This is a genomic window from Streptomyces sp. NPDC032940, assembly GCF_040636935.1.
In the GTDB taxonomy this organism is placed as follows: domain Bacteria; phylum Actinomycetota; class Actinomycetes; order Streptomycetales; family Streptomycetaceae; genus Streptomyces.
Genome location: NZ_JBEZVJ010000011.1, coordinates 1 through 23,400 on the forward strand (window position 1 = coordinate 1; position 23,400 = coordinate 23,400).

General features: G+C 73.0%; 19 protein-coding genes and 1 pseudogene. 3 read left to right on the plus strand and 17 right to left on the minus strand.

Translation table 11 applies throughout. From position 1 onward, the window contains the following. Nucleotides 1-118 precede the first annotated feature (118 nt). The 11 genes from AB0E77_RS16135 to AB0E77_RS16185 all read right to left on the minus strand — a co-directional run bounded on the left by AB0E77_RS16135 (nucleotide 119) and on the right by AB0E77_RS16185 (nucleotide 14,759). On the minus strand, nucleotides 119-2,188 hold the full coding sequence (locus AB0E77_RS16135; RefSeq protein ID WP_361570386.1) for an iron ABC transporter permease: 2,070 nt from the start codon (nucleotides 2,186-2,188) through the stop codon (nucleotides 119-121). A 7-nt stretch (nucleotides 2,189-2,195) separates the two neighbouring features. Further along, entirely contained in the window at nucleotides 2,196-3,179 is a 984-nt protein-coding gene (locus AB0E77_RS16140; RefSeq protein WP_361570389.1) for an iron-siderophore ABC transporter substrate-binding protein, read from the minus strand. Beyond that, nucleotides 3,176-4,036 carry an ABC transporter ATP-binding protein gene (locus AB0E77_RS16145; RefSeq protein WP_361570392.1) on the minus strand — a complete coding sequence of 287 codons (861 nt, stop codon included), beginning with the start codon at nucleotides 4,034-4,036 and terminating at the stop codon, nucleotides 3,176-3,178. Before AB0E77_RS16145 ends, AB0E77_RS16140 begins: the two co-directional genes overlap by 4 nt. A gap of 101 nt (nucleotides 4,037-4,137) precedes the next feature. Beyond that, nucleotides 4,138-4,701 carry an MSMEG_1061 family FMN-dependent PPOX-type flavoprotein gene (locus AB0E77_RS16150; RefSeq protein ID WP_361570394.1) on the minus strand — a complete coding sequence of 188 codons (564 nt, stop codon included), beginning with the start codon at nucleotides 4,699-4,701 and terminating at the stop codon, nucleotides 4,138-4,140. 92 nt (nucleotides 4,702-4,793) lie between these two features. Further along, nucleotides 4,794-6,008 (minus strand): spore photoproduct lyase family protein, encoded by a 1,215-nt coding sequence (locus tag AB0E77_RS16155; protein ID WP_361570397.1) that lies wholly within the window; start codon nucleotides 6,006-6,008, stop codon nucleotides 4,794-4,796. A 125-nt stretch (nucleotides 6,009-6,133) separates the two neighbouring features. Beyond that, nucleotides 6,134-6,925, minus strand: coding sequence for an SAM-dependent methyltransferase (locus tag AB0E77_RS16160; protein WP_361570400.1), 792 nt, complete (start codon nucleotides 6,923-6,925; stop codon nucleotides 6,134-6,136). 187 nt (nucleotides 6,926-7,112) lie between these two features. Beyond that, nucleotides 7,113-9,152, minus strand: coding sequence for a glycoside hydrolase (locus AB0E77_RS16165; protein ID WP_361570403.1), 2,040 nt, complete (start codon nucleotides 9,150-9,152; stop codon nucleotides 7,113-7,115). 144 nt (nucleotides 9,153-9,296) lie between these two features. Continuing rightward, nucleotides 9,297-11,342, minus strand: a complete 2,046-nt coding sequence (locus tag AB0E77_RS16170) for a beta-galactosidase (protein ID WP_361570406.1) — start codon at nucleotides 11,340-11,342, stop codon at nucleotides 9,297-9,299. Nucleotides 11,343-11,429: 87 nt separating this feature from the next. Next, complete coding sequence (locus AB0E77_RS16175; RefSeq protein ID WP_361570409.1) at nucleotides 11,430-12,770, minus strand: extracellular solute-binding protein; 1,341 nt, start codon at nucleotides 12,768-12,770, stop codon at nucleotides 11,430-11,432. Nucleotides 12,771-12,874: 104 nt separating this feature from the next. After that, nucleotides 12,875-13,825 carry a carbohydrate ABC transporter permease gene (locus tag AB0E77_RS16180; RefSeq protein ID WP_361570412.1) on the minus strand — a complete coding sequence of 317 codons (951 nt, stop codon included), beginning with the start codon at nucleotides 13,823-13,825 and terminating at the stop codon, nucleotides 12,875-12,877. Between the two features lie 7 nt (nucleotides 13,826-13,832). Beyond that, a complete protein-coding gene (locus tag AB0E77_RS16185) occupies nucleotides 13,833-14,759 on the minus strand; it encodes a sugar ABC transporter permease (protein WP_361570415.1) in 927 nt (308 codons plus the stop codon). A 191-nt stretch (nucleotides 14,760-14,950) separates the two neighbouring features. Between AB0E77_RS16185 and AB0E77_RS16190 the strand changes: the two genes are divergently transcribed. Continuing rightward, on the plus strand, nucleotides 14,951-16,018 hold the full coding sequence (locus AB0E77_RS16190) for a LacI family DNA-binding transcriptional regulator (protein ID WP_361570418.1): 1,068 nt from the start codon (nucleotides 14,951-14,953) through the stop codon (nucleotides 16,016-16,018). 259 nt (nucleotides 16,019-16,277) lie between these two features. On the opposite strand, the gene AB0E77_RS16195 is transcribed toward AB0E77_RS16190, so the two are convergent. From AB0E77_RS16195 to AB0E77_RS16210, 4 genes and pseudogenes are all read right to left on the minus strand, one after another. Next, nucleotides 16,278-17,078 (minus strand): ribonuclease BN, encoded by an 801-nt coding sequence (locus AB0E77_RS16195; protein ID WP_361570421.1) that lies wholly within the window; start codon nucleotides 17,076-17,078, stop codon nucleotides 16,278-16,280. A 171-nt stretch (nucleotides 17,079-17,249) separates the two neighbouring features. Continuing rightward, nucleotides 17,250-17,654 (minus strand): hypothetical protein, encoded by a 405-nt coding sequence (locus AB0E77_RS16200; protein ID WP_361570424.1) that lies wholly within the window; start codon nucleotides 17,652-17,654, stop codon nucleotides 17,250-17,252. A gap of 127 nt (nucleotides 17,655-17,781) precedes the next feature. Continuing rightward, a pseudogene (locus AB0E77_RS16205) lies at nucleotides 17,782-18,273 on the minus strand (cytochrome P450); the annotation flags it as partial. Between the two features lie 32 nt (nucleotides 18,274-18,305). Beyond that, nucleotides 18,306-18,995, minus strand: a complete 690-nt coding sequence (locus AB0E77_RS16210) for a GAF and ANTAR domain-containing protein (RefSeq protein WP_361570427.1) — start codon at nucleotides 18,993-18,995, stop codon at nucleotides 18,306-18,308. 125 nt (nucleotides 18,996-19,120) lie between these two features. Between AB0E77_RS16210 and AB0E77_RS16215 the strand changes: the two genes are divergently transcribed. Continuing rightward, the gene (locus tag AB0E77_RS16215) at nucleotides 19,121-19,594 is read left to right on the plus strand and encodes a MarR family transcriptional regulator (RefSeq protein WP_361570429.1); all 474 of its coding nucleotides are present in this window, start codon (nucleotides 19,121-19,123) and stop codon (nucleotides 19,592-19,594) included. 85 nt (nucleotides 19,595-19,679) lie between these two features. Further along, nucleotides 19,680-21,401 (plus strand): MFS transporter, encoded by a 1,722-nt coding sequence (locus AB0E77_RS16220; protein WP_361570431.1) that lies wholly within the window; start codon nucleotides 19,680-19,682, stop codon nucleotides 21,399-21,401. Nucleotides 21,402-21,408: 7 nt separating this feature from the next. On the opposite strand, the gene AB0E77_RS16225 is transcribed toward AB0E77_RS16220, so the two are convergent. Next, nucleotides 21,409-22,053 carry a response regulator transcription factor gene (locus tag AB0E77_RS16225; protein ID WP_361570434.1) on the minus strand — a complete coding sequence of 215 codons (645 nt, stop codon included), beginning with the start codon at nucleotides 22,051-22,053 and terminating at the stop codon, nucleotides 21,409-21,411. Then, nucleotides 22,050-23,213: a sensor histidine kinase gene (locus AB0E77_RS16230; RefSeq protein WP_361570863.1), complete on the minus strand. Its 1,164-nt coding sequence runs from the start codon at nucleotides 23,211-23,213 to the stop codon at nucleotides 22,050-22,052. Before AB0E77_RS16230 ends, AB0E77_RS16225 begins: the two co-directional genes overlap by 4 nt. Nucleotides 23,214-23,400 lie beyond the last annotated feature (187 nt).

The following is a 23,400-nucleotide window of genomic DNA, read 5'->3' on the forward strand; positions in this document are numbered from 1 at the left end:
GACGTGCGGGGCGTGCGGGGCCGTCCTGGACCGGGACATCAACGCGGCGGTCAACGTCGCCACCGGGCCTTCTGCTCCCCGGCGTCGTTCGGTGGACCGCCCACGGCCTCCGCCGCGGCTACCGCCTGCTGCGCACCAGCAGGTACAGGAAGTACGGCGTCCCGATGACCGCCGTCATGAGGCCCGCGCCGAGCTGGGCCGGGGCGATCACCGTGCGGCCCAGGAGATCGGCCGCGCACACCAGTGCGGCACCCAGCAGCATCGCCACCGGGACGACCCGCACATGCCGCCGGCCCACCAGGGCACGTGCCGCGTGCGGCGCCACCAGGCCGACGAAGCCGATGGTGCCCGCGCAGGCCACGGCGGTCGCGCTGAGCAGCACGCTCAGCACCAGGAAGCCGAGGCGGCCCGGACCCAGGGGCAGGCCGAGCAGACGCGGCGTGTCCTCGTCCAGGGAGAGCAGGTCCAGCTCGGTGCGCCGGACCACGGCCACGACCGTGCCCACGGCCAGCACCACCGCGACCGGCAGCACGTCCGGCATGCGGCGTCCGTAGGTGGAACCCGACAGCCAGGTCAGCGCCTTGGTGGCGTTGAACGGGTCGGTCAGCACGATCAGCAGGCTGATCAGGGCCGTCGTGGCGGCGGCGACGCCGATGCCGACGAGGACCAGCCGGTTCTGCTGGAAGCCGCCCCGCGCGGCGAGCCCGAAGACGAGGACCGCGGTGACGGCGGCCCCTGCGAACGCGGCTCCGGCGATGCCCCATCCGCCGGCCAGGGGCGCCGTCGTCACCAGGAGCACGGCGCCCAGCGCGGCCCCGCCGGAGACGCCCAGCACGCTCGGTTCGGCCAGCGGGTTGCGGGTGACCGCCTGCACCAGCGTGCCGGACAGGGCGAGCGCCGCACCCGCGCAGAGCGCGGCGAGCACCCGCGGCACCCGGGTGTCCAGGACGAAGGAGACGGTCCGCCCGGCGTTCCCCCGGGCCCAGTTGACGACGTCGCCGAGCAGCAGCTTGCTGTCGCCCACGAGCACGGCGGCGACGACCAGGTCGGCCAGGACGGCCACGAGGACGGCGACCGTGGCCAGGAAAACCGCCCGGCTCGGGACGCGCAGCCGGTCCGGCGGGCCGGAGCCCGCGGTGTCCCGCAGCCGCAGTGCCATCACGACCAGGAACACGGCGCCGACCAGACTCGTGACGACGCCCGTGGGCACGGCCACCGACAGGTCGTCCGGCACCAGGGCCCGCAGCAGCACGTCCGATCCGAGCACCAGGGCCGCGCCGGTGAGCGCGGCCGCGGGCAGTGTCGTACGGGAGCGCGCGAACCCGCGGAACCGGCGGGCCAGCGGACGCACCAGGGCGGGCGCCGCCAGGCCGACGAAGCCGATCGGCCCCGCGAGCGTGACCGCCGCGGTCGACAGCAGCGCGGCCAGGACGACGACCGTGACGCGGGTGGCCCGCACCGGGACGCCCACGCCGCGGGCGGCGTCGTCGCCGAGGGCGAGCGCGTCCACCCGACGGGCGGTCAGCATCAGTCCCGCAAGACCGACGAGGGCGACCGGCAGCATCTGCAGGACGCCGTCGAAGCCGCTCTGGGCGATGCTGCCCTGGTTCCAGGCGTACAGGCCCTCCGTCTCCCGCGGGAACAGCAGGAGCAGCCCCTCGGTGACGGAGTTGAGGCCCAGCATCAGCGCCGTGCCGGCGAGGACCAGCCGGACGGTGCCCGTGCCGAGGCCGGACAGCCCGAGCACGACGGCCGCCGCCGCCAGGCCGCCCGCGAAGGCGACGCCGGAGGAGGCGATCACCGGCAGCGACACGCCGGTGGCGGCGACCAGCCCGAGCGCCAGGTACGAACCGGCGTTCACCGCGAGGGTGTCGGGCGAGGCGAGCACATTGCGGCTGACCGCCTGGAGCACGGCACCGGCCATGCCCAGGACGGCGCCGACCAGGAGCCCGGCGGTCATGCGCGGCAGCCGGGAGGAGATCACCACGGACGCGTCGCCCGGATCGGCCCGTCCGGTCAGGGCCTTGAACACCTCGCCCGGTCCGACGGAGGCCGTGCCCTGGGTGATGTCGACGACGGCCAGCACGGCGACCAGCAGGACGATCCCCGCCGTCACCGCGGCCGCGCCCGACCGGGACGTGGGAGCCGCCGACGGCCGTGCGGCGGTCTTGGTTGCGGTGACGGCCATGGCCTCGCTACTTCGTCAGCGCGCCGACGAGGGCGTCGATGTACGCCTCCATCGACCCGGGGCCACCGAACATCCAGATGCCGTCGTCCAGCCGGTGCACGTCGCCGGCCTTCACGAACGGCAGGTTCTTCCACACGGCGTTCTCGGCCAGGGTGCCGGTGAACGGGGTGGCGGCTGGGTCGTCGTCGTTGCCGATGTAGGCGAACCGGACGTCCTCGGGCAGGGCGGTCAGGCCCTCGACGTCGGTGGCGCCGAGACCGTAGGCCTCGTCGCCCTTCACCTTCCAGGCGTTGTTCAGGCCGACGGCCTCGTTGACCTCACCGAGCAGCGAGGTCGCCGTGTAGGGGCGGATCGAGACCTGGTTGGAGGCCTCGTACCCGTCGGCGAAGGCGATGTCCTTGCCGGCCAGCCCGGCATCGGCCAGAGCCTTCTTGCCCTCGGCGACCTTCGCCTCGAAGCCCTCACGGAGCGTCTTGGCCTCGGCCGTGGTGCCGGTGGCCTTGGCGATGAGGTCGACGTTCTCCAGCATCCGGTCGATCTGGCCGGTGCCGTCGGCGGACACCACCTCGAGCACCGGGGCGACCTCGCGCAGCTGCTTCACGGCGGCCGGCGGCAGGTCCGTGGTGGTGACGATGAGGTCGGGGGCGAGCGAGGCGATGGTGTCCATGCTCGGCTCGCCGCGCGTGCCGATGTCCTTGGGGTCGTTCTTCAGCGGGACCGCGGAGTCCCAGGTCCGGTAGCCCTTGACGTCCGCGACGCCGACCGGGTCGACACCCAGCGAGACGAGGCTCTCCACGACGTTCCACTCGGTGGCGACCACCTTGGTGGCCGGGCCGTCGAGCTTCACCTCGGTGCCCTTGCCGTCCTTGAGCGTGATGGCCTCGGAGGCCTTGTCCTCGGACTTGTCGGCGGCGGGTTCGGTGGTGCCGCAGGCGGCGAGGGTGAGCGCCGCGGCGGTGGTGGCGGCCGCGGTGAGCAGGAGGCGTCTCATGAGGTGGTGCCGAGCCTTTCGGTGCGTATGTGGTGGCGGCCGATCGGGCGGGTGCGCAGCCGGCCGGTGAGAGGGTCGGTGTCGACGTCGATCCTGATGCCGTAGACGGCACTGAGCCGTTCCGGTGTCAGGACGTCCTCGGGCGGGCCGTCGGCGACGATCCGGCCCGCTTCGAGCAGCGTGATCCGGTCGGCGACGGCCGCCGCCTGGTCGAGGTCGTGCAGGACGACGCCGACGGCGATGCCGTGGATGTCCGCCAGGTCGCGGACGAGGTCGAGGAGTTCGATCTGGTAGCGCAGGTCGAGGTAGGTCGTCGGCTCGTCGAGGAGCAGGACGCCGGTCTCCTGGGCGAGACAGCTCGCGAGCCACACCCGCTGCAACTGCCCGCCGGACAGGTGGTCCGCGCCCCGGTCGGCGAGGCCGTCGACGCCGGTGAGCGCGAGCGCCCGGTCGACGGCGGCCGGACCGTCCGGATCCGGCCGCCCCCAGCGTCCCCGGTACGGGTAGCGGCCGAACTCGACCACGTCCCGCACGGTCAGCCCGCCGGGCGTCGGCCGGCCCTGCGTCAGCAACGCGACGTGCCGGGAGAACTCACGGGCCGTCAGCGCCAGACCGTCGGTGGTGCCGTCGATGCTGAGCGTGGCGCGGCGGGCGCGCTGCAGCCGGGCGATCGTCCGCAGGAGTGTCGACTTCCCGCTGCCGTTCGGGCCCACCAGGACGGTCACTTCACCGGGCCGGAGCCCGACCGCCGCGTCGTGCACGACATCGACCCCGTCGTACGACACGGTCACGCCTGTGGCCGACAGCTCATGGCCCCGCAGACGAGGGGTGCCGGCTGCGTCTTCACCAGTTCTCACGCAGTGAAGGTTAGCCTAACCTAAGGAGTGCTGGTAGCGCCGGGTGCAAGGCTGTTCCCGGCCGAGTCGGCCGGGTCCGGGCGAGCCCTTGGGGGAGCCTCTCAAGTCGCCTTCGACGGGCGGGACTTCCACAGCCCTGCCCGGTTCAGAGAGGCCGGGCAGTGGAGATAGACCTCGTCGATCTCCAAGAGCAGCGCCAGGTCCGGGCGCTGCCCGTCCCGGGCCATGGCGTCGAAGAACGGCGCGTCGGTCAGGGTGCGGGCCCGGCCGTTGACCCGCAGCACCTCCTTGCCGCCGGGGATCAGATAGAGCAGCCCGGCGTGCGGATTCCCGAGGATGTTGTGGAAGGTGTCCCCCCGCCGGTTCCCCGGCCGGTCCGGCAGGGCGATGGTCCCGGCGTCCAGGACGTGCGTGAAGCCCGGGGCGTCGCCGCGCGGCGAGACGTCGCAGTTGCCGTCCGCGTCGGAGGTGGCGACCAGGCAGAAGGGGGAGCGGGCCAGCAGGTCCCGGTCGTCGTCCGTGAGCCGGTCGTGGACCTTGTCGATCACGACGGGCCAGGGTTCGCCCAGCAGCTCGCGCAGTTCGGCGCGGGAGCCGACCTCGGTCCAGTCCTGGCCGACGGCGGCGCCGGGCCGCTCTCCGGTCGTGTCGATCGCGTGTGGCAAGGCCGACTCCCACGGGGTGTGCGTCCGGGTGGACAGGTGCACACAGCACACTAGCCGAGGTTAGGATCGCCTTACCTAACCGGTCGTCGATGTCAGAACGCGTACCGGATGCGCAGCCAGGGCGTGTGCGCGGCGACCAGGGTCCGGAGCCGGGCGACCGCGTCGGCCTTGACGCCGCCCCGGTAGCGCACGTTGATCGCCCCGTTCTCGGAGCGCTTGGCCTGCTGGAGGTCCGGCCGCCACAGCACGTCCTCCGCCCGCGGATGCCAGCCCAGGTTGACCCCGTGCAGTTCCCGGTTGTGCGTCAGCATGATCACCTCGGCCGCGGCCTGCCGCTTCACCCGGTCCGGGAGCACGTCGTCGAGGTGCCCCAGCAGCTCCGCCCAGGCCTCCTCCCAGCCGGGCCGCACGACCACGGGGGACAGGTTGAAGTGCACCTCGTACCCGGCGTCCAGGAAGTCGCCCGCCGCGGCGATGCGCTCGGCGACCGGGGAGGCGCGCACGTCCAGCAGCCGTGAGTCGTCCGGCGGCATCAGCGAGAAGCGGATCCGGGTCCGGCCCCGCGGGTCGAGAGCGAGCAGGTCCGGGTTGACGAACTTGGTGGCGAAGGACGCCTTGGCCGTCGGCCACTGCCGGAAGGCGTGCACCAGATCCGCGGTGTTGTCGCAGATCAGGGCGTCCACCGAGCAGTCGCCGTTCTCGCCGATGTCGTACACCCAGGCCTCGGGGTCGCACTGGTTCGGCTCGGTCTTCCGCCCCTGCCGGGCGATGTGCCGGCCGAGGTGGGCGATGATCCGGTCGATGTTGGTGAAGACGGTGACGGGGTTCGCGTACCCCTTGCGCCGGGGCACGTAGCAGTAGGCGCAGGCCATCGCACAGCCGTTGGAGGCGCCCGGCGCGATCCAGTCCGCGGAGCGGCCGTTGGGACGCGTGGCCGGCGTCTTCCTCTCGCCCAGCACGAGCGTCTCGCCCTTGACGCGCACCCAGCGCTCGACGTTGCCCTCGTTGCCGTGCAGGCCGGGGATGCGCCAGTGGGAGTCGACCTCGACCACCCGGGCCCCGGGGTACCGGGCGAGGACCTGTCGGCCGCGCGGGGACGCCGCGGCGGCCGGCTCGGCGTGGATCTCGCGCACCGGCAGCAGCCGGCGGGCCGCGGCCGAGTCCCGGAACAGCGGACCGGGAGGGGGAGCGGGGTCAGGGTCGGCGGGCCCGGTGCCGGGTGCGCCGGCCGGGGACGCGGGCGGCAGGGCGTCCAGGCCGAACAGGGTGCCGGAGCCGTCGTCCGGTGCGGGGGACGGGTCGTGCATGAGGGCTCCGGTGCTGTGCGTGCCGGGACGGACCGTCCCCCGGCCCTGGTGTGCCGCGGACGGTCCCGGTCCCTCCACTGTACGGGCGCCGTCGCCGAGCCGGCGCCGCCGGTCAGCGCCCCGGCTCAGGGCAGGCGCGCCACGCCCGCGTAGATGCCGCTCTCCTCCGCCGCGGGCGGCTCCTGCTCCGCGCCGTACCACTCGGTGGCGGTGACCAGCCCCGGCGGCTGCGTCTCCAGCCCCTCGAAGAAGCGGGCCACCTCCGCCCGGGTGCGGAAGGCGAGCTGGATGCCGCCCCTGGCGTACTGGTCGCGCACCTGCCGCGCCAGCTCGGGGAACAGGTCGCTCGAGGCGTGCGAGAGGATCAGACGGCTGCCCGGCGGGAGCGTGGCGACCAGGCCGCGGACGATGCCGTACGCCTCCTTGTCGTCCGGTATGAAGTGCAGCAGGGCGATCAGGGACAGCGCGACGGGCCGGTCGAAGTCCAGCACCTCACGGGCGCGCCGCACGATCTCCTCCGGCTCGCGCACATCGGCCTGGATGTAGTCCGTGGCACCCTCCGGGGTGCTGACCAGCAGGGCCTCCGCGTGGCGCAGCACGATCGGGTCGTTGTCGGCGTAGACGACCCGGGCCGAGGGTACCGTCCGCTGCACGATCTGGTGGAGGTTGGGTTCGGTGGGGATTCCCGTGCCGATGTCCAGGAACTGGTCGACGCCCTGCGCGGCGAGGTGCGCCACCGCGCGGTTCATGAACGCGCGGTTCTGCAGCGCCCCGATGCGCGCCTCGGGCGGCAGCGTCGCGCCCACCGCCTCGTCGACGGGGTAGTTGTCCTTGCCGCCCAGCAGCCAGTCGTAGACCCGCGCGGGGTGGGCCCGGCCGGTGTCGATGTGCGGGGACTGGGAATGGTCCGTCGTCATGGCACGCTCCGTCGTCCGGGTGGAAGAGGCTTCGCCGCTGTTCCCGATCATCGTACGGGCTTGAGGGCGTGTCATATGCGTTACATAGGAGAGGAGTTGACGTTCCGGCTGCTCGTGGCCGCCGATCCGGCGGCGGCCCCGTCCGCACCGCCGCCGGCCGGGCGGACGGGACCGTTCGGACGGCGGATCAGGCGGCCGACACGTCCGTCACCGTCCAGCGCTGGTTGGCGCCGGAGTTGGGCGGCCAGGTCGTGACGGCCGCGCCCGCGTGCGTCGCCTGGCCGCCGACCTCCAGCAGCCGTCCCGTGCCGGCGTTGACCAACGTCCAGGTGCCGTCGCCGGTGGTGGACAGGAGCCATTCGGCGGCCGCGTCCCGCCCGCCCGTGTCGGGTTCGGCCATCGGGACGTCGTCGCGGACGGCCAGCCGCGTGCCGCTCGCCGGGTCGGTGAAGACGTAGCGGTCGCGGACGCCGCTGCCGGGGCGCACCGCGCTCAGCCGCCACCGCTGTGCGTCCGCGGCGGTACCGGAACCGAGGACCAGGCTCGTGCCGTCCGCCGCGACGGTGACGGACTTGCCGCTCTGCACGCCGGTCAGGGTGTAGGAGTGGCCCTTGCGCAGCGCCGGGGCGTCCTTCGCGACCCCGGAGACGCCCTCGATCCCGAAGGAGGTCACGGACTGCGCGGGAACGGTGAAGGTGGCCGTGCCACCGGCGACCTTGATCGGCGCCTGCTCGGCGAGCCTGCCGTCGGCGCTGGTCACGACGGGGGTGACGGTGGCTCCGCGGCCGATGTGACGGAACTTCGACAGGTCGATGGTGACCGTGCGCGGCGCGGTGGTGTGGTTGACGTGGACGAGCGAGGCGCCCTTGCCGTCGCGGGTGACGGCGGCGGCACTGGAGGTGTCGTCCGTCCTGATCAGCCGGTCGCCGGGCTTGATGAAGTGGGTGAAGTTGCGCGCCGTGTCGAACTTCGTGTTCGTCCGGATCGGGCAGGTCTCCAGGGTGTCCCGCGCGGTGCAGCCGAACGGGATCTGGATGCTGCCCCAGTTGCCGCCCCTCGCCGACTCGCCGCCCGGCTTCATGTTGTCGTAGTCCTCGACCGGCTGCCAGAACACCCAGGCGCGGGGCTCCAGTTCACGCAGGTCGTCGACGATCTGCTGGGCGAGGCCGAGGCCGGGCCGCATGTCCTCGAAGTCCTGCCCGTCGCCCCAGTCGCCGCCGACCTCGCTCATCCACAGCGGCTTGCCGGCGGCCTTGGCGAGGTCGCGCACGGTGGTGCGCTGGCCGGTGCCGTAGGTGTGGACGTTCATCTGGCCGACGAGGGCGCGGTCGGCCGCCGAGTACGCGCTCCAGTTCTTCGCGAAGGTGCCCGGGTTGGTCTCGTCCATCGCGGAGATGTCCGCCCCCACCTTCGCCTTCTTCAACGCCGGGGCGAGGGCCTGGATGACCTTGCGCTGGAGCTCGGGGCCGATGTGGGCCCCTTCCTGCCGGCCGCCGACGGGCTCGCCGTCGGCGCCCAGTTGTGTGCCCCAGTAGGAGGTGTTGGGCTCGTTGAACGGGTCGACCGTGTCGACCTCGATGCCCTCCGCCCGCTCAAGTCTGCGGGTCGCCCCGGCCAGATAGGCGGCGAAGTCGTCGACCGAGTCGGTCCTCAGCTGGTCGGCGGAGGAGTCGAAGCCGCCGGAGACGTAGCCGCTGATGGTCATGAACCAGGGCGGCGAGTTGCTGAACGTCTCCCAGTGGTCGATGTCGCCCTTGATGCGCTCGACCCACCAGCGCTGGGTGGCGTCGGCGTCCGCCTTCCAGTCGGCCGGGTCGTCGGCGCTCCACCAGCCGGTGTCCTCGCGGGTGGTGCCCGCGGGCGCCTTCCACCAGCCCTCGACGGCGCCGCCGGCGCGCAGGTAGTCCTCGACGTCCGGCGCGTTGCCGCCGCCGATGTTGTAGCGGGCGATGTTCAGCCCGAGGCCGTCGTCGTCGAAGAGGAGCCGGGCCAGCTTCTCGCGGATCTCGGGCGGGTAGGCGCCGGTGGCGTTGGCGAACCAGACCAGACTGGTGCCCCAGCCCTCGAACTCCTCCTGCTGGTACGACGGGTCCGGCCGCACGGTGACGGAGGAGGCGGCGGTGGCGTTCTCGGCCTGTGCGGGGACGCTGATCAGCGCGGCCCCGGTGGCCAGGGCGGTGAGCGCGGCGGCTGTGAGAAGCCGTCTGCTGCGGGTACGGCGTGCCATCGAGTGCTCCCAACGGGAAGGTGTGGACGCTGCGGTGGCCCCTCCCGCCCGTTTCCGGGCAGGAGGGGACGGCCCCGGAGCGGACGGGTGCCGCTCCGGGGAGACAAGGGGTGTTGCAGGGCGGGGGGCCGGCGGGGACGTGCCTCAGCCGGCGTCCGTGCGCACGACGGCGACGTCCCTCGGCCTCAGGACCACGGCGCCCCCGTCACCGGCGCCGCCCACCAGGACCTCCCCGGTGACCCCCGGGACGGTCACGGTCTCGTCGGTCCGGTTGACCAGGAACAGGAAGCGCCCGCCGGGGCCGCGGCGCACGGTGGCCTCGACCAGCCCGCGCACCTCGGCGGGCAGGTCGCTCGCCACGCCGGCCGGTGCCAGCAGCCGCGGCAGCAGCGAGGCGAGGCCCTCCGCGCCGAGCCGCGTGGAGACGTAGGCGGCCGAACCGCTGCCCGCCGGACGGCGGGTGACGGCCGGGCGGCCCGCGTGCGCGCCCGTGCGGTAGCGGGCGAGGACCTCGGTCCCGGGCGCGGTGAAGGAGATGTGGTCGGTCCACAGGGAGCCGGTGGTCGCGTCGTCCAGTTCGACGGTCTGCCCGGCGGGCAGCGGACCGAACTCCTCGACGCGGATGCCCAGCAGCTCCCGCAGGGCGCCCGGGTAACCGCCGAGCCAGACGTGGTCGTTCTCGTCCACGATGCCGGAGAAGTACGTGGTGACCAGATGACCGCCCTGCTCGGCGTACCGGGTGAGCTCCTTGGCGAGGTCGGCGGGGACCATGTGCAGCACGGGCGCGATCAGCACCCGGTGGCGGGTCAGGTCGGCGCCGGTGGTGACCACGTCGGCGCGGACGCCGAGGGAGAGCAGCGCGGAGTACCAGTCGAGCGCCTCCTGGTGGTAGTCGAGCATCGAGGTCGGGTGCGAGTCCTGCTCGCTCGCCCACCGCGACTCCCAGTCGAAGAGGATGCCGACCTCGGCGGGTTCCCGCTCGCTCCCGGCGACCGGCGCGAGCGTCCTCAGCGTGGCGCCGAGCGCGGTGACCGCGCGGAACAGCTCGCTGTCCGCGCCGGCGTGCGGCACCATCGCCGAGTGGTACTTCTCGGCGCCGGCCGCCGACTGGCGCCACTGGAAGAAGCAGACCGCGTCCGCGCCGTGCGCCACGTGCGTCAGCGAGTCCCGGGCCATGTCGCCGGGCAGCTTCGCCTGGTTGACGGGCTGCCAGTTCACGGCGCTGGTGGAGTGCTCCATCAGGAACCAGGGCCGGCCGCCCGCGATGCCGCTGGTCAGGTTCGCCGAGAAGGACAGCTCGTCGCGGGCCTGCGGGTGCGGGACGACGTAGTGGTCGTTGGCGACGAAGTCCACCTCGCCCGCCCAGTCCGCGTAGTTCATGCCCGTGATGCCGGGCATCACCATGAAGTTGGTGGTGACGGGGACGTCGGGCGTCAGCTCCCGCAGCACCGCCCGCTCGGCGCGCAGATGGTCCTTCAGCGCGTCCGAGGAGAAGCGCTTGAAGTCCAGCTGCTGCGTCGGGTTCGGGTGGGAGGCGGCCAGCCGCGGCGGGAGAATCTGCTCCCAGTCGCTGTAGCGCTGCGACCAGAAGGCGGTCCCCCAGGCGTGGTTGAGGGCGTCCAGGGTGGTGTACCGGGCGCGCAGCCAGTCCCGGAAGGCGCGGGCCGCGTCGTCCGAGTAGTCGTAGACGTTGTGGCACCCGAGCTCGTTGCTGACGTGCCACGCCACCAGCGCGGGATGGCCGCAGTAGCGCGACGCGAGCTCCCGGACCAGGCGCAGGGCGTGCTCCCGGAAGACGGGGGAGGTCGGGCGCCAGTGCTGGCGCGCCCCCGGCCACAGCGTCTCCCCGCGGCCGGTGACCGGGAGGATCTCCGGGTGCGCGGTGGTCAGCCAGGGCGGCGGGGACGCGGTGGCGGTGGCCAGGTCGACGCCGACGCCGTTCTCGTGCAGCAGGTCCATGACCTCGTCGAGCCAGGCGAAGTCCCAGGTGTCCGGGCCGGGCTGGATCCGGGCCCAGGAGAAGATGCCGACGGAGACGACGTTGACGCCGGCCTCGCGCATCAGCCGTACGTCCTCCTCCCACACCTCCCGGGGCCACTGCTCGGGGTTGTAGTCGGCGCCGAAGGCGAGACGGGGGGCGGGCACTCCGTCCGGTCCGCCCTGGAGGCGGGACAGGAGGGTGGAGATCATGGCGGTCCTTCCGGTGTGGTGCGTGCGGTGCGGGGGCGGCGCGGGTGCCGCGCCGCCCCGTGCGGGCCGCCGCATCGCGTGCTGGTGCTACTGCTCGACGGTGAAGCCCTGCTCGTTGCCGTACTTGACCGAGGCGTCCTGCCAGGCCTTGAGGCCCTCGGCGAGCGTGGTGCCGGAGACGTAGGCCTTGCCGACGGTGTCGTTGAAGACCGAGTTCGCGTACACCTGGTACGGCAGGTACGACCAGTCGTCGGCGACGTTCGCGGCCGCCTCGGCGAAGATCTTGTTGGCCTGCTGGCCGCCGAAGTACGGGAACTTCGTGTCCTGGAAGGCGGTGGACTGCAGATCGGCGGTGGTCGCCGGGAAGGCGCCGTTCTCCAGTCGGATCTGCACGCCCTTGCCCGCGTTCGCGTACTCGACGAAGGCGTAGGCCAGCGCCTCGTTCTTGCCGAGCTCGGGCAGGGCGAGCGCGCTGCCGCCGTTCTCGGCGGCGGACTTGTCACCCGCCGTCCACTGCGGGAGCGGGGCGGCGCGCCAGTCACCGGAGGCGTTCTTCACGCCCGACTCCAGGTTGGCGGGCATCCAGGCGCCGATGGCGAGGGTCGCGATGGTGCCGTCGCCGAGCCCCTTGTACCACTCGTCGCTCCAGCTGGTGACGGGGGCGAGCAGCTTCTCGTCGATGAGCTTCTGCCAGACGCCGGTGAACTTGGCGGCGCCCGCGTCGGAGAAGTCGATTCCGACCTTGGTGCCGTTCACCGTGTAGGGGTGCGAACCGGCCTGCCAGAGCATGCTGGTGGCGAAGCCGGCGTCCCCGGTGTCGGCGGTGATGTAGGCCTTCGGGTTCTTCTTGTGCAGGTCGCGGGCGGCGGTCAGGTACTCGTCCCAGGTGGTGGGCACGTCGATGCCGTACGTGTCGAAGACCTTCTTGTTGTAGAAGAGCGCCATCGGGCCCGAGTCCATCGGCAGGGCGTAGACGCCGTCGCCGCCTGCCTTCACGCCGTTCCACGGACCGGGCGAGTAGCGGGTGGCGAGCTTCTCGGCGCCGAAGCCCTTGAGGTCGGTGAGCTGCTCCGTCAGGGCGAACTGGCCCATCGCGTAGTACTCGATCTGGGCGACGTCGGGCACGCCCTTCTTCGCCGACATGGCGTTCTGCAGGGCCGTGTACTGGTCGTTGTTGGTGCCCGCGTTGACCAGGTTCACCTTGACGCCGGGGTGCTCCTTCTCGAAGCCGGCGGCCACCTGCTTCAGTGTGGGCTCCCACGCCCAGACGGTGATGGTGCCGCCCTTCTTCAGGGCCGCCTGGACGTCCTCCTGGGAGACCGGCTTCCCGCTGGATCCGCCGTCGTCGTCGCCGCAGGCGGTCGCCCCGAGGGCGAGGGCGCAGACGAGACCGATGCCGCGCAGCAGGCGGCGCGAGTGCTTGTGCATGGGCGAGCTTCCACTTCTTCGTGGCCGGGGACCGGCGCAGTCGAGGGTCGGGGAGACGGAGCGGAACGTGGGGGAGACGGAGCGCGGGGGAGGCGGCGTCCGGGCTATTCCTTGACGCTTCCGGCGGCCAGTCCGGACTGCCAGTACTTCTGCAGCAGCAGGAACGCGGCGATCAGCGGCAGGATCGTGATGAGGGAACCGGTGACGACCAGGTTGAAGACGGCCTCGCCGCCAGCGGTCTGGGCCTGCTGGTTCCAGCTGTTCAGGCCCAGGGTCAGCGGATACCAGTCCGGGTCCTTGAGCATGATCAGCGGCAGGAAGTAGTTGTTCCAGGTCGCCACCATGGTGAACAGCAGGACGGTGACGATGCCGGGCGCGAGCAGCGGCAGGGCGACCCGGAAGAAGGTGCGCACCTCGCCGGCGCCGTCGATGCGGGCGGCCTCCAGCAGCTCGGCCGGGATGGCCTCGCTCGCGAACACCCACATCAGATACAGGCCGAACGGCGAGATCAGCGACGGGACGATCACCGCCCAGGGCGTGTCGGTGAGCCCCATCTTGCTGAACATCAGGAAGGTCGGCACCGCCAGCGCCGTACCCGGCACCGCCACCGCGCCGATGACGACGGCGAAGACGCCGCGCCGGCCGGGGAACTCGAACTTGGCGAGCGCGTAACCGCCGAGGACGGCGAGGAAGGTGGCTCCGCCCGCGCCCAGCCCGACGTACAGCAGGGTGTTCAGCAGCCAGCGGGTGAACACGCCGTCGTCGTACGTGAACGTCTGCGTGATGTTGTCCCACAGGGCGAAGTCCCCGTCGAACCACAGGCCGAAGGAGTCCGACAGGCCCTCCTGCGTCTTGGTGGCGCTGATGACCAGCCAGACCAACGGCACCAGGCTGTAGAGCACCACCAGCCCGGTGAGGAGGGTCAGCAGAACACTGCGCCGGGGCCTGCCGGGGGAGTACCGGCGGCGGGCGGCGCGCAGCTTCGGCGCGGCTCGGTGGGCGCCGGGCCGCGGGGGCGCGGGACGGTCGGAGACGGTGACGGCAGGACTGGTCATCGCTGCTTCACACTCCCTTGCGCATGCCGCGCAGCTGGACGACGTAGGCGATGGCCATGGTGATCAGCCCCATGACGATGGCGACCGTCGCGGAGTAGTTGTGCTGCTGCCCGTTGAAGGACAGCGAGTACGTGTAGAAGTTCGGCGTGTAGTCGGTGGAGATGGCGTTGGGCGCCAGCGGCTGGAGGATGTTCGGTTCGTTGAAGAGCTGGAAGCTGCCGATGATCGAGAAGATCGTCGCGATGACCAGCGCCCCGCGGATCGCCGGCAGCTTGACGGCGGTGATCACGCGGATCTGTCCGGCCCCGTCGATCTCGGCGGCCTCGTACAGCGAGTGCGGGATCACCCGCAGGGCCGCGTAGAAGATCAGCATGTTGTATCCGATGAACTCCCAGGTCACGATGTTGCCGATGGAGGCCAGCACCAGGCCGGGGGAGAGCGGGTCGGGCAGCCCGACGCCCAGCGCGTCCTCGAGGTCGCCGACGAGTCCGAAGCGGGTGCCGTACATGAAGCCCCACATCAGGGTGGCCACCACGGCGGGCACGGCGTACGGCAGGAAGACCGAGATGCGGAAGAAGTCCCGGCCGTAGAGGCGGCCGCTGTCCAGGGCGAGCGCCACCAGCAGCGCGATGCCGAGCATGACGGGCACCTGGACGGCGAGGAAGAGCGCGACCCGGCCGAGCGAGGCCCAGAAGCGGTCGTCCTGGAGGGCCTGGGTGTAGTTGTCCAGGCCGACGAAGGTCGTCCCGCCGATGAGCTGGTCGCGGAAGAGGCTGAGGTAGACCGAGTACGCGATCGGCGCGAGGAAGACCAGGGCGAAGACGGCCACGAACGGGCCGAGGAAGCCCCACCCCGTCCAGGACCGGCGGTCCCGCCTCGTCGGTGGCGGTGCTGGCCGCGGCTCGGCGGCGGCCGGCGGGTGCAGCGTCGTCATGTCGTTCCTCGCTCGTCCACGTCCTGGAACTTCGCCGATGTTTGCGTAAACATCGCACACCGCGAAAAGTCGCTCGGGCTGTTATGTTTACGTAAACATCTGATGGCGGCATGTCTACACTGCCCCGATGACGACGGTCAAGGGTCCTTTCGCACCGGGCCCGGCAGCGACAGAGAGGCGGCTGACGGCGAGTGAGCACGGCTGAGGAAGCCCCGACGAGCGCACCCGCGCGTGCCCGGCGCGGCCGGGACCGCACGGCCTCCATGGCGGACGTGGCCCGGCTGGCCGGAGTCTCCTCGCAGACCGTCTCCCGGGTCTCCAACGGCTACGCCGGGGTGACCGAGGAGACCCGGCAGCAGGTCCTGGCGGCCATGAAGGAGCTCGGGTACCGCCCCAACAGCGCCGCCCGCGCGCTCAAGCGCGGCGAGTTCCGCACCATCGGCGTCATCACCTTCTCCCTGTCCACCACGGGAAACGTGCGCACCCTGGAGGCCATCGCGACATCCGCGGCGAGCGAGGGGTACGCGGTGACGCTGCTGCCCGTCGCCGTGCCCACCCAGGACGAGGTACGGGGCGCGTTCTCACGGCTGGAGGAGCTCGCCGTCGACGCGGTGATCGTCATCATGGAGGTCCACCTGCTGGACGCGGCCACCGTCAAGCTGCCGCCCCACGTCCAGGTCGTGGTCGTCGACTCCGACGCCGGCGACCACTACACGGTCGTCGACACCGACCAGGCCGGCGGCACCCGCGCGGCCGTCCGGCACCTGCTCGACCTCGGGCACGACACCGTGTGGCACCTGGCCGGTCCCGAGGACTCCTTCGCCGCCCAGCGCCGCACGGACGCCTGGCGCCGGACGCTCACCGAGGCGGGCCGCACACCGCCGCCGCTCACCCGGGGCGACTGGTCCGCGGAGTCCGGCTACCGGGCCGGCCTCGGACTCGCCGCGCGCGAGGACTGCACGGCCGTCTTCGCGGCCAACGACCAGATGGCCCTCGGCCTGCTGCGCGCCCTGCACGAAAGCGGCCGGCGCGTGCCCGAGGACGTCAGCGTCATCGGGTTCGACGACATCCCGGAGGCCGGCTCCTTCCTGCCGCCGCTGACCACCGTCCACCAGGACTTCGCCGAGGTGGGACGGCTCTGCGTGCAGGCCGTGCTGCGCAAGATGCGCCAGGAGGGCCCGGAGCGGGGGACGACGCTCGTGCCCACCCGGCTGGTGACCCGCAGGAGCACCGCCCCGCCCCCGGCGCGCGGACGCTGAGCACGGGTTCCCGGCCGGCGGAGGGCGCCCGGGCGGCCCGGCGTCCGCCGCCGGGACAGAAGGCATCCCGGCGAGCCGGCCGACGCCGCCCCGTCCACCGACCACGGCGCCCACGGCCGCTTCGAGGACGAGGCGCACCCCCCCCGCAGCCTCCCGTTCCGGCTCGCCCGCCACCGCCGATCGCTCGCGCCGGCCGCGGCGGTCGCGGGAGCCGTCACCGCGGCGCCGGCCGGCGGGCGTGGGCGACGGGAGACCCCGGTCACCGCTCCCGGTCGATGTTCCGCGTCCACCAGTGGTGCTCGCAGAACCAGTGCCCGACCATCGCGCCCCCGAAGACGACGAACCCCACCCCGATGAGCCAGGACTCCACCACCAGCACGATGCCGACCGCGCCGTAGCTGATCGCGTTGTCGAGGATCAGCGGGGTGAAGACGAGGAAGGAGAAGCCGCGCAGGCCGATCAGGCCCACGATGGTGGCCAGCGCGCCCGGCAGCAGGTCCCGCCAGCGGACCTGGCTGCCCAGCAGGAAGTGCTGGCCCCACCAGAAGAACAGCATGCCGGTCGCCGTCGACAGCGCGATCCGGGCCGAGCCGTGCAACGCGGTCCGGGTCTGCACCTCCTGGTAGAGGTACGCGGTCAGGGCGATCACCCAGGTCAGCTGGCGCCACACGCGGTGCCAGGGGCCGGACGGCAGGCCCCAGATGCGTTCGTAGCCGTTCTGCACGCTGGCCGCGAAGGACACACCGAAGACCGCGAGGGCGATACCACCCCACAGGCTCGTGGTGCCGACCACCTTGGTCGGCGGGCTGATGATGTCGGTCAGCACCTTGGCCGACCGGCCGGACAGTCCCATGCCGTCGGCCAGCCAGGAGGCGAAGCCGCCGCGCCCCAGGGGGTCGGCGGCGGCCACCACGATCAGCAGCGGTGCCAGGGTGACCAGGGCCAGCGTGGCGAAGCCCATGGCCCGGTGCATCAGCTCCAGTTCCCGGCCGCGCCGGACCAGAGCGGACGCGGCCAACCGGTCCCACAGGCGGAGGAAGGGGCGCCAGTACCGGTTCACGGGTGCTCCTCGGGCGGTCCTCGACTGGCTCGCCGTTGCGGAACTGAGTGACCCGGGGACGGCGGAGACAAACGTGACGCCCGGAACGCGCACCCGTCCGCGCCGCCAGGAGCCGCCGAATGCAGGACGAGGCCGCGTCGCCCGGCCCCGGCCGCCCGGGGCCGGCCCGTTCTACGGGTCCATGCGCTGCCGCTGGCGCATCTGCTCGTTGTGCCAGGCGATCGCGCGGCGGATCTGCGGCTCGTGCAGGCCCGTCCGGCAGGCGAGCTGGTCCATGGAGAGCGCCGGCGGCCCCGTGGTCAGCGCCCGCGTCAGCTTCGCCGCCCAGAGTTCCTCCTCCACGAAGGGCCGGTCCTGATAGCCGTCCTTGACCACGTCGAAGTGGTCGTCACAGCACGCGGTGATGAGCCGGAGCCCGTCGAACCGTTCCTGGGCGGGGGGCGCGGAGGAGGAGTCCGGCACATAGCCGCGCACGGCCTCCTCCTCCGGGAACACCCGGGCGCACAGATCGCACAGCTCCATGGGAACGGCCCGCGCGTTCCGGCGGCGGCCCTTCCTGCGCTTACGGTTCCACATCGCGCCTCCTGGAATCACCGTCCAGCAGCGTCGACGCCGTAGGCCGCGTCGGGCCGGCGTCCGGAATTCCGGAGTTACCCGGACGGAACGGCACAAACGCGGCCCCGGCTCGCAGGTCCGTCCAGGCCAGCCGGACCGGCAGCCCGAAGTGGTCGTTCTGCGTGGCCACCGGCTTGTGGCGGAGCTCGGAGACGGTACCGCCGGGTCCGGGTCCGGGTGGCGTGCGCAGGGGGCGGGGAGCGCCGCCGCGGCCCCCAGGCGGGACGAGGCCGCGCCGGGGCGCACGTGCGGGCCGTGCCCGAAGGCGATGTGCCGGTTCTGCGAGACGCGGCTGATGTCGAAGGCGCCCGCCGTCGGTCCGGGCGCCGCCTCGTCCCGTCCTCGGTCGCGAAGCGGATCAGGACGTGCGAGGCCGGGGCCGAGTACCGCATGGTCCCCTCGGCCACCGCCCACCAGTCCGCCTCGCCGGACAGCACCAGGCGCGCTGCCCGGGGTGCGCGGACAGGTTCACGACGGCGTCGACGATCGGTGGGATCACCGTCTCGTGACCCGCGGCGACCATCAGCCGGAGGGTGGAGACGATCTCCTCGTCCGTCGGGCGGTCGCCGTCCTCGGCGGCCAGGGTCGGGTGATCGCCGGAAGGGGCCGGAATCAGGGAAGGCCGCCCCGTTCGCAGACCTGACGGGCGACGTCGCGGAGCTTCACGTTGTGGTCCTGGGAGTAGCGGCGCAACGCCGCGAAGGCCTGGTCCTCGGTCAAACGGTGACTGCCCATCAGGATGCCCATGGCCTCGCCGATGGTGTGCCGGGTGCCGATGGCCTCCTCCAGCTGGGCCTGGGTGCGGGCGCTGGAGAAGGCGACCGCGGCGTGCGAGGCCAGCAGCCAGCCTGCGGTCTCGCTGGCCTCGGTGAAGGCGCCGGGCCTGCGGGAGTAGAAGTTCAGCGCGCCGAGGTCCTCGTCCTCGGTGAACAGCAGGATCCCCATCATGCTGCCCAGGCCCAGTTTGCGGGCCTCGGGCACGTACGCGGGCCAGCGCTCCGCCGGGTCGGTGAAATCGGCGATGCGGAAATGCCGCTCGCCCACCGAGGTGCGCGCGGCGTCGAAGCAGGGCCCCTCGCCGACGCGTTCCTGGAGCCGGTCGCTGTCGATCACCAACTGCTCGGTGGGTGCCAGCGACTGCACCCGCTTGCCGCGCAGCAGCAGGATGCCGGCGGCGTCACAGCCCTCGACCAGCTCCGTGGCCGAGGAGGTGATCCGCTCCAGCGTGTCGCGCACGGACTCCTGGGCCAGCAGGTCCCGCGCCAGCGCGGCCATCTCCTCGGCGAACGTCCGCCAGTCCATCGCACCCTCTCCTGTTCCGCCCGACCCCGTAGGAGTGCCCGGAGACGAGGTGAGGCAAAAGCGCCGGGCGCCACCCGGGGGAGGGGCGGAGTGCGCCCCGAAATCTTGTTTCACACTACATCTAAATGCATCATGTGCTTATGGACATGCCCGTCTCGGGCCCCGGCGCGCCCGACGCCTCCTCGGAGGAGCTGATCGTCGCCGTCGAGCAACTCGTCCGGTACGTGCGCCGCAGCGCGCGGGCCGGCGGCCTGAGCACCGCGGCCTCCTCGGCGCTGGCCCGGCTGAGCCGCGAAGGCCCCCGGCGGCTGACCGAACTCGCCCGGGGCGAGGGCGTCACCCAGCCCAACATGACCCAGCTCGTCACCCGGATGGAACGCGCGGGCCTGGTCCGCCGGGTCGCGGACCGCAGCGACGGCCGGGGTGTGCTGGTGGAGATCACGGCCGCCGGCCAGGAAGTCCTCACCCGGCGCCGCGCCGAACGCGCCCGGGCCCTCGGACGGCTCGTCGGCGAACTGACCGAACCGGAACAGCGGGCCACCACGACCGCGCTCCTGGCCCTGGCCCGCGTACTCCGCGACCACCACGACACCACCTGACCGAATGCCGTCCCCTTCCGTTCCCTCCTCCCCCTCCCGCCTCCTCCCTCCCTGTCCTCCCGTCCTCACCGAAAGAGAACCGCACATGAGTGCACCGCACGGCAAGGCAGCGAGTCCGTTCCGGCAGCCCAAGGCCGTCTGGGCCGTCGCGTTCGCCTGCGTGATCTCGTTCATGGGCATCGGGCTGGTCGACCCGATCCTGCCCGCCCTGGCCGAGAGCCTCCACGCGACGCCCAGCCAGGTCTCCCTGCTGTTCAGCAGCTATCTGATCGTCACCGCCGTGGCCATGCTGATCGTCGGCTGGATATCCAGCCGCATCGGTGCCAAGCGCACCCTGGTCGCCGGCCTCGCGATCATCGTCGTCTTCTCCGCCCTCGCGGGCGCCACCGACTCCATCGACGGCATCGTCGGCTTCCGCGCCGGCTGGGGACTGGGCAACGCCCTGTTCATCGCCACCTCACTCGCCGTCATCGTGGCCTCCGCGAGCGGTGGCTTCGGCGGCGCGATCATCCTCTACGAGACCGCCCTCGGCCTCGGCATCGCCGTCGGTCCGCTGCTCGGCGGGGAACTGGGCGGCATCAGCTGGCGCGGCCCCTTCTACGGCGTCGCCGCCCTCATGGCCGTCGCGCTGATCGCCACGCTCGCCTTCGTCCCCGACCTGCCCAGGCCGAAGCAGCGCACCTCACCGCTCGCCCCGCTACGGGCCCTGCGCCACCGCGGCCTGCTCACCATGGGCGTCATGGCCCTGCTGTACAACTGGGGCTTCTTCACCATGCTGGGCTACGCCCCGTACCCGATGGAGCTCGACGCCCACGAGCTCGGCCTCGTCTTCACCGGCTGGGGCCTGCTGGTCGCCGCCTTCAGCGTCTTCTTCGCCCCGCGCCTCCAGGCCCGCTTCGGCACCGCCCCGGTCCTGTACGCCAATCTGCTCGGCCTCGGCATCGTCATGGCGGTCATCGCGGCCGGCGTCGCCGACCCCACCACCGTCATCGTCGCGGTCATCGTCAGCGGCGCCTTCATCGGCATCAACAACACCCTGACCACGCAGGCCGTCATGCTCGTGGCGCCCGTCGAGCGCCCCGTGGCGTCCTCCGCCTACGGCTTCCTGCGCTTCATCGGCGGCGGCCTCGCCCCCTACGCCGCCGGAAAGCTCGCCGACGCCACCGACCTGAGCGTCCCCTTCTACCTCGGCGCCGCCACCTTCCTGCTCGCCGTCCCCGTGCTGGCCGGCGGCCACAGCCTGCTGCGCCGCGCCGAGACCGGCACCGAGGGCGGCGAGCCCACGGCGCCGGTGTTCACCGCCGTCGGTACCCCGGCCACGACCGGCACACCGCCCGTCGTCGTCGCCGTGGGCGCCCACGAGCGGGCCGCCTGCATCGTGGACACCGCGGCACGCCTCGCCCGGGACACCGGAAGCCCCCTGGAAGTGGTCCACGTCCGGCAGACCGCCGTGGTCGAGGAGCAGGCCGCCGACACGGAGACCGACACCGAGGCCGCCAGGGCGGTCACCGCGCACCTCGAGCGGCTGACCGGTCTCGGCGTCGCGGCCACCGGCCAGATCCTCACCAGCGTCGGCGACCACGCCGCGGCCGGCCGGGCGCTGGCCCGGCACGCCGCCGAGGTGCGCGCCCGCACGGTCGCCGTCGGCCGTTCCCCGCGCGGCCCCGTCGCGCAGTTCGCCGACGGCAGCTTCACCAGCGCGCTCACGCACGCGGCCGGCTGCGCCGTCGTCCTCGTCGACCCGGACGACGCCCCGCTGCCCCTCACCGCCGCCGCACTGGCGGGCCTGCGCGGCGAGGCGGGCTGAGTCCGCCTCAGCGCCGGATGAGACCGAGGCCGGTGGCGGCGGCGACCGCGGCCGTGCGGGAGTCGACGCCCAGCTTGGTGTAGACCCGGGCCAGATGGGACTTCACCGTGCCCTCGGTCAGATGCAGCCGGCCCGCGATGTGCTGGTTGGACAGCCCCTCGGCGACCAGCGCGAGGACCTCGGTCTCCCGGCGGGTCAGCGAGGTGTGCGGCTCGCGTAGCCGCATCATGAGCCGGTCGGCGACGGCGGGAGCGAGCGTGGTCCGCCCCGCCGCCGCGGTGCGCACGGCGGCGGCCAGCTCCTCCGGGGGCGCGTCCTTGAGAAGGTACCCGGTGGCACCGGCCTCGATGGCGGGCAGCGTGTCGGCGTCGGTGTCGTACGTCGTGACGACCAGGACGCGCGGCGCACCGGGGCGCGCGGTGATGGCGGCCGTGGCCTCGGCCCCGTTCATGCCCCTGCCGAACTGCAGGTCCATCAGGACGACGTCCACGTCACCGCGTCCGGCCCGGACGACGGCCTCCTCCGCGGTCGCCGCCTCCGCGACCACGGTGATGCCCTCCTCGGTCTCCAGCACCGCGCGCAGCCCCGCCCGGACGACGGGGTGGTCGTCGGCGAGCAGCAGCCGGATGGGCGTCGGGGCGGTCTCGTTCACGGCCGGTCCTCCGGGGCGTCGTCGGTGGGGGCGAGGGGCAGCCGGGCGGACAGCGCGGTGCCCCGCCCGGGTGCGGACTCGACGGTGAGCGTGCCGCCGACGGCGTGCACGCGGGCCCGCATGGCGGCCAGCCCGAACCCGCCGCCGTCCACGCCGGGCACCCGCACGGCGGCCGGGTCGAAGCCCACGCCGTCGTCCACGACACCGAGGACGACGGCGTCGCCGGGATAGCCCAGGGTCACCTCGGCCGTGCCGGCCCGGGCGTGCCCCACGGTGTTGGCCAGGGCCGACTGGGCGACGCGCAGCAGGGCGACCTCCCGCGCCGTCGGCAGCGGGCGGGGCGGGCCGGCGAGGCGGAACCGCACGTCGAGTCCGTGCCGGTCGGCGGTGGTGGCGCACAGCCGCTCCAGCGCTCCGGCCAGCGGAGTGCCGTCCAGCGCGGGCGGGGCGAGGGCGGCGACGAAGCGGCGGGCCTCGGCGAGATTGTCCAGCGCGGCCTGCCGGGCCTGGCCCACGTAGGTGACCGCGGGCTCCGGCCGGTCGGGCAGGGCGCGTTCGGCGGCCCGCAGCAGCAGCTGGATGCTCGACAGCCCCTGGGCGAGGGTGTCGTGGATCTCCCGCGCCAGCCGCTCGCGCTCCTCGAGGACGCCCGCGGCACGCTGGGCGTCGGCCAGGTCGGCGCGGGCGGCGGTCAGCTCCTCGATCAGCCGGCGCCGCCGCTCGCTCTCCCGGTACAGCGCCTGGTAGCCCCACACCACCGCCACGGCGACGGCGGCACCGAGGGCCGGGCCGATCGCGGTGGCGGCGGTGAACGCGTCCTCGTGGACGGCGAAGGCGGTGATCGCCGCGACCGCCGTGCCGAGCACCGCGGCCGGTCCGGCCCGGCGCGGCAGCAGATGGAGCTGGACGAAGTAGAGCGGGAACGCCAGCCACACCGCCTCGGCGGACAGGGCCAGCAGCAGGAGCCACACCACGCCGACGGCCGTCAGCCACAGGGCCGCCGCCCGGCGGGTGGCACTGACCGCGGGGAGCGCGGGACCCACGGCGTACACCGCGCCCAGCACCACGGCGACGGCGACGACGGCGGGCGCGTGCGGCCGGCCGTCCGCCACCGCGCGCAGCGCCACCAGGGCGAGCAGACCGGCCATGAGCAGATGCATGGCCCAGGCCAGGGAGCGGGGGGTGGGAGTCAGCGCGTTCACGATCGTTCCAGCCTACGGACCTCCCGGCTGGCCGGGCATCTGCCGAAAGTGAGAGACCGGCCTCCACCCTCCGGTCCGCGAAGTGCCCGCTCAGGACCGATGCCCGGCCGGCAGCCGGACGACGACGCTGGGGACGTCGCCGGCA

Excerpts from the sequence above, each read along its gene's own strand:
- AB0E77_RS16135 (WP_361570386.1), bottom strand. The coding sequence starts at position 2,188 with ATGGCCGTCACCGCAACCAAGACCGCCGCACGGCCGTCGGCGGCTCCC.
- AB0E77_RS16140 (WP_361570389.1), bottom strand. The coding sequence starts at position 3,179 with ATGAGACGCCTCCTGCTCACCGCGGCCGCCACCACCGCCGCGGCGCTC.
- AB0E77_RS16155 (WP_361570397.1), bottom strand. The coding sequence starts at position 6,008 with ATGCACGACCCGTCCCCCGCACCGGACGACGGCTCCGGCACCCTGTTC.
- AB0E77_RS16160 (WP_361570400.1), bottom strand. The coding sequence starts at position 6,925 with ATGACGACGGACCATTCCCAGTCCCCGCACATCGACACCGGCCGGGCC.
- AB0E77_RS16165 (WP_361570403.1), bottom strand. The coding sequence starts at position 9,152 with ATGGCACGCCGTACCCGCAGCAGACGGCTTCTCACAGCCGCCGCGCTC.
- AB0E77_RS16170 (WP_361570406.1), bottom strand. The coding sequence starts at position 11,342 with ATGATCTCCACCCTCCTGTCCCGCCTCCAGGGCGGACCGGACGGAGTG.
- AB0E77_RS16175 (WP_361570409.1), bottom strand. The coding sequence starts at position 12,770 with ATGCACAAGCACTCGCGCCGCCTGCTGCGCGGCATCGGTCTCGTCTGC.
- AB0E77_RS16180 (WP_361570412.1), bottom strand. The coding sequence starts at position 13,825 with ATGACCAGTCCTGCCGTCACCGTCTCCGACCGTCCCGCGCCCCCGCGG.
- AB0E77_RS16185 (WP_361570415.1), bottom strand. The coding sequence starts at position 14,759 with ATGACGACGCTGCACCCGCCGGCCGCCGCCGAGCCGCGGCCAGCACCG.
- AB0E77_RS16200 (WP_361570424.1), bottom strand. The coding sequence starts at position 17,654 with ATGTGGAACCGTAAGCGCAGGAAGGGCCGCCGCCGGAACGCGCGGGCC.
- AB0E77_RS16210 (WP_361570427.1), bottom strand. The coding sequence starts at position 18,995 with ATGGACTGGCGGACGTTCGCCGAGGAGATGGCCGCGCTGGCGCGGGAC.
- AB0E77_RS16215 (WP_361570429.1), top strand. The coding sequence starts at position 19,121 with ATGCATCATGTGCTTATGGACATGCCCGTCTCGGGCCCCGGCGCGCCC.
- AB0E77_RS16220 (WP_361570431.1), top strand. The coding sequence starts at position 19,680 with ATGAGTGCACCGCACGGCAAGGCAGCGAGTCCGTTCCGGCAGCCCAAG.
- AB0E77_RS16230 (WP_361570863.1), bottom strand. The coding sequence starts at position 23,213 with ATGCATCTGCTCATGGCCGGTCTGCTCGCCCTGGTGGCGCTGCGCGCG.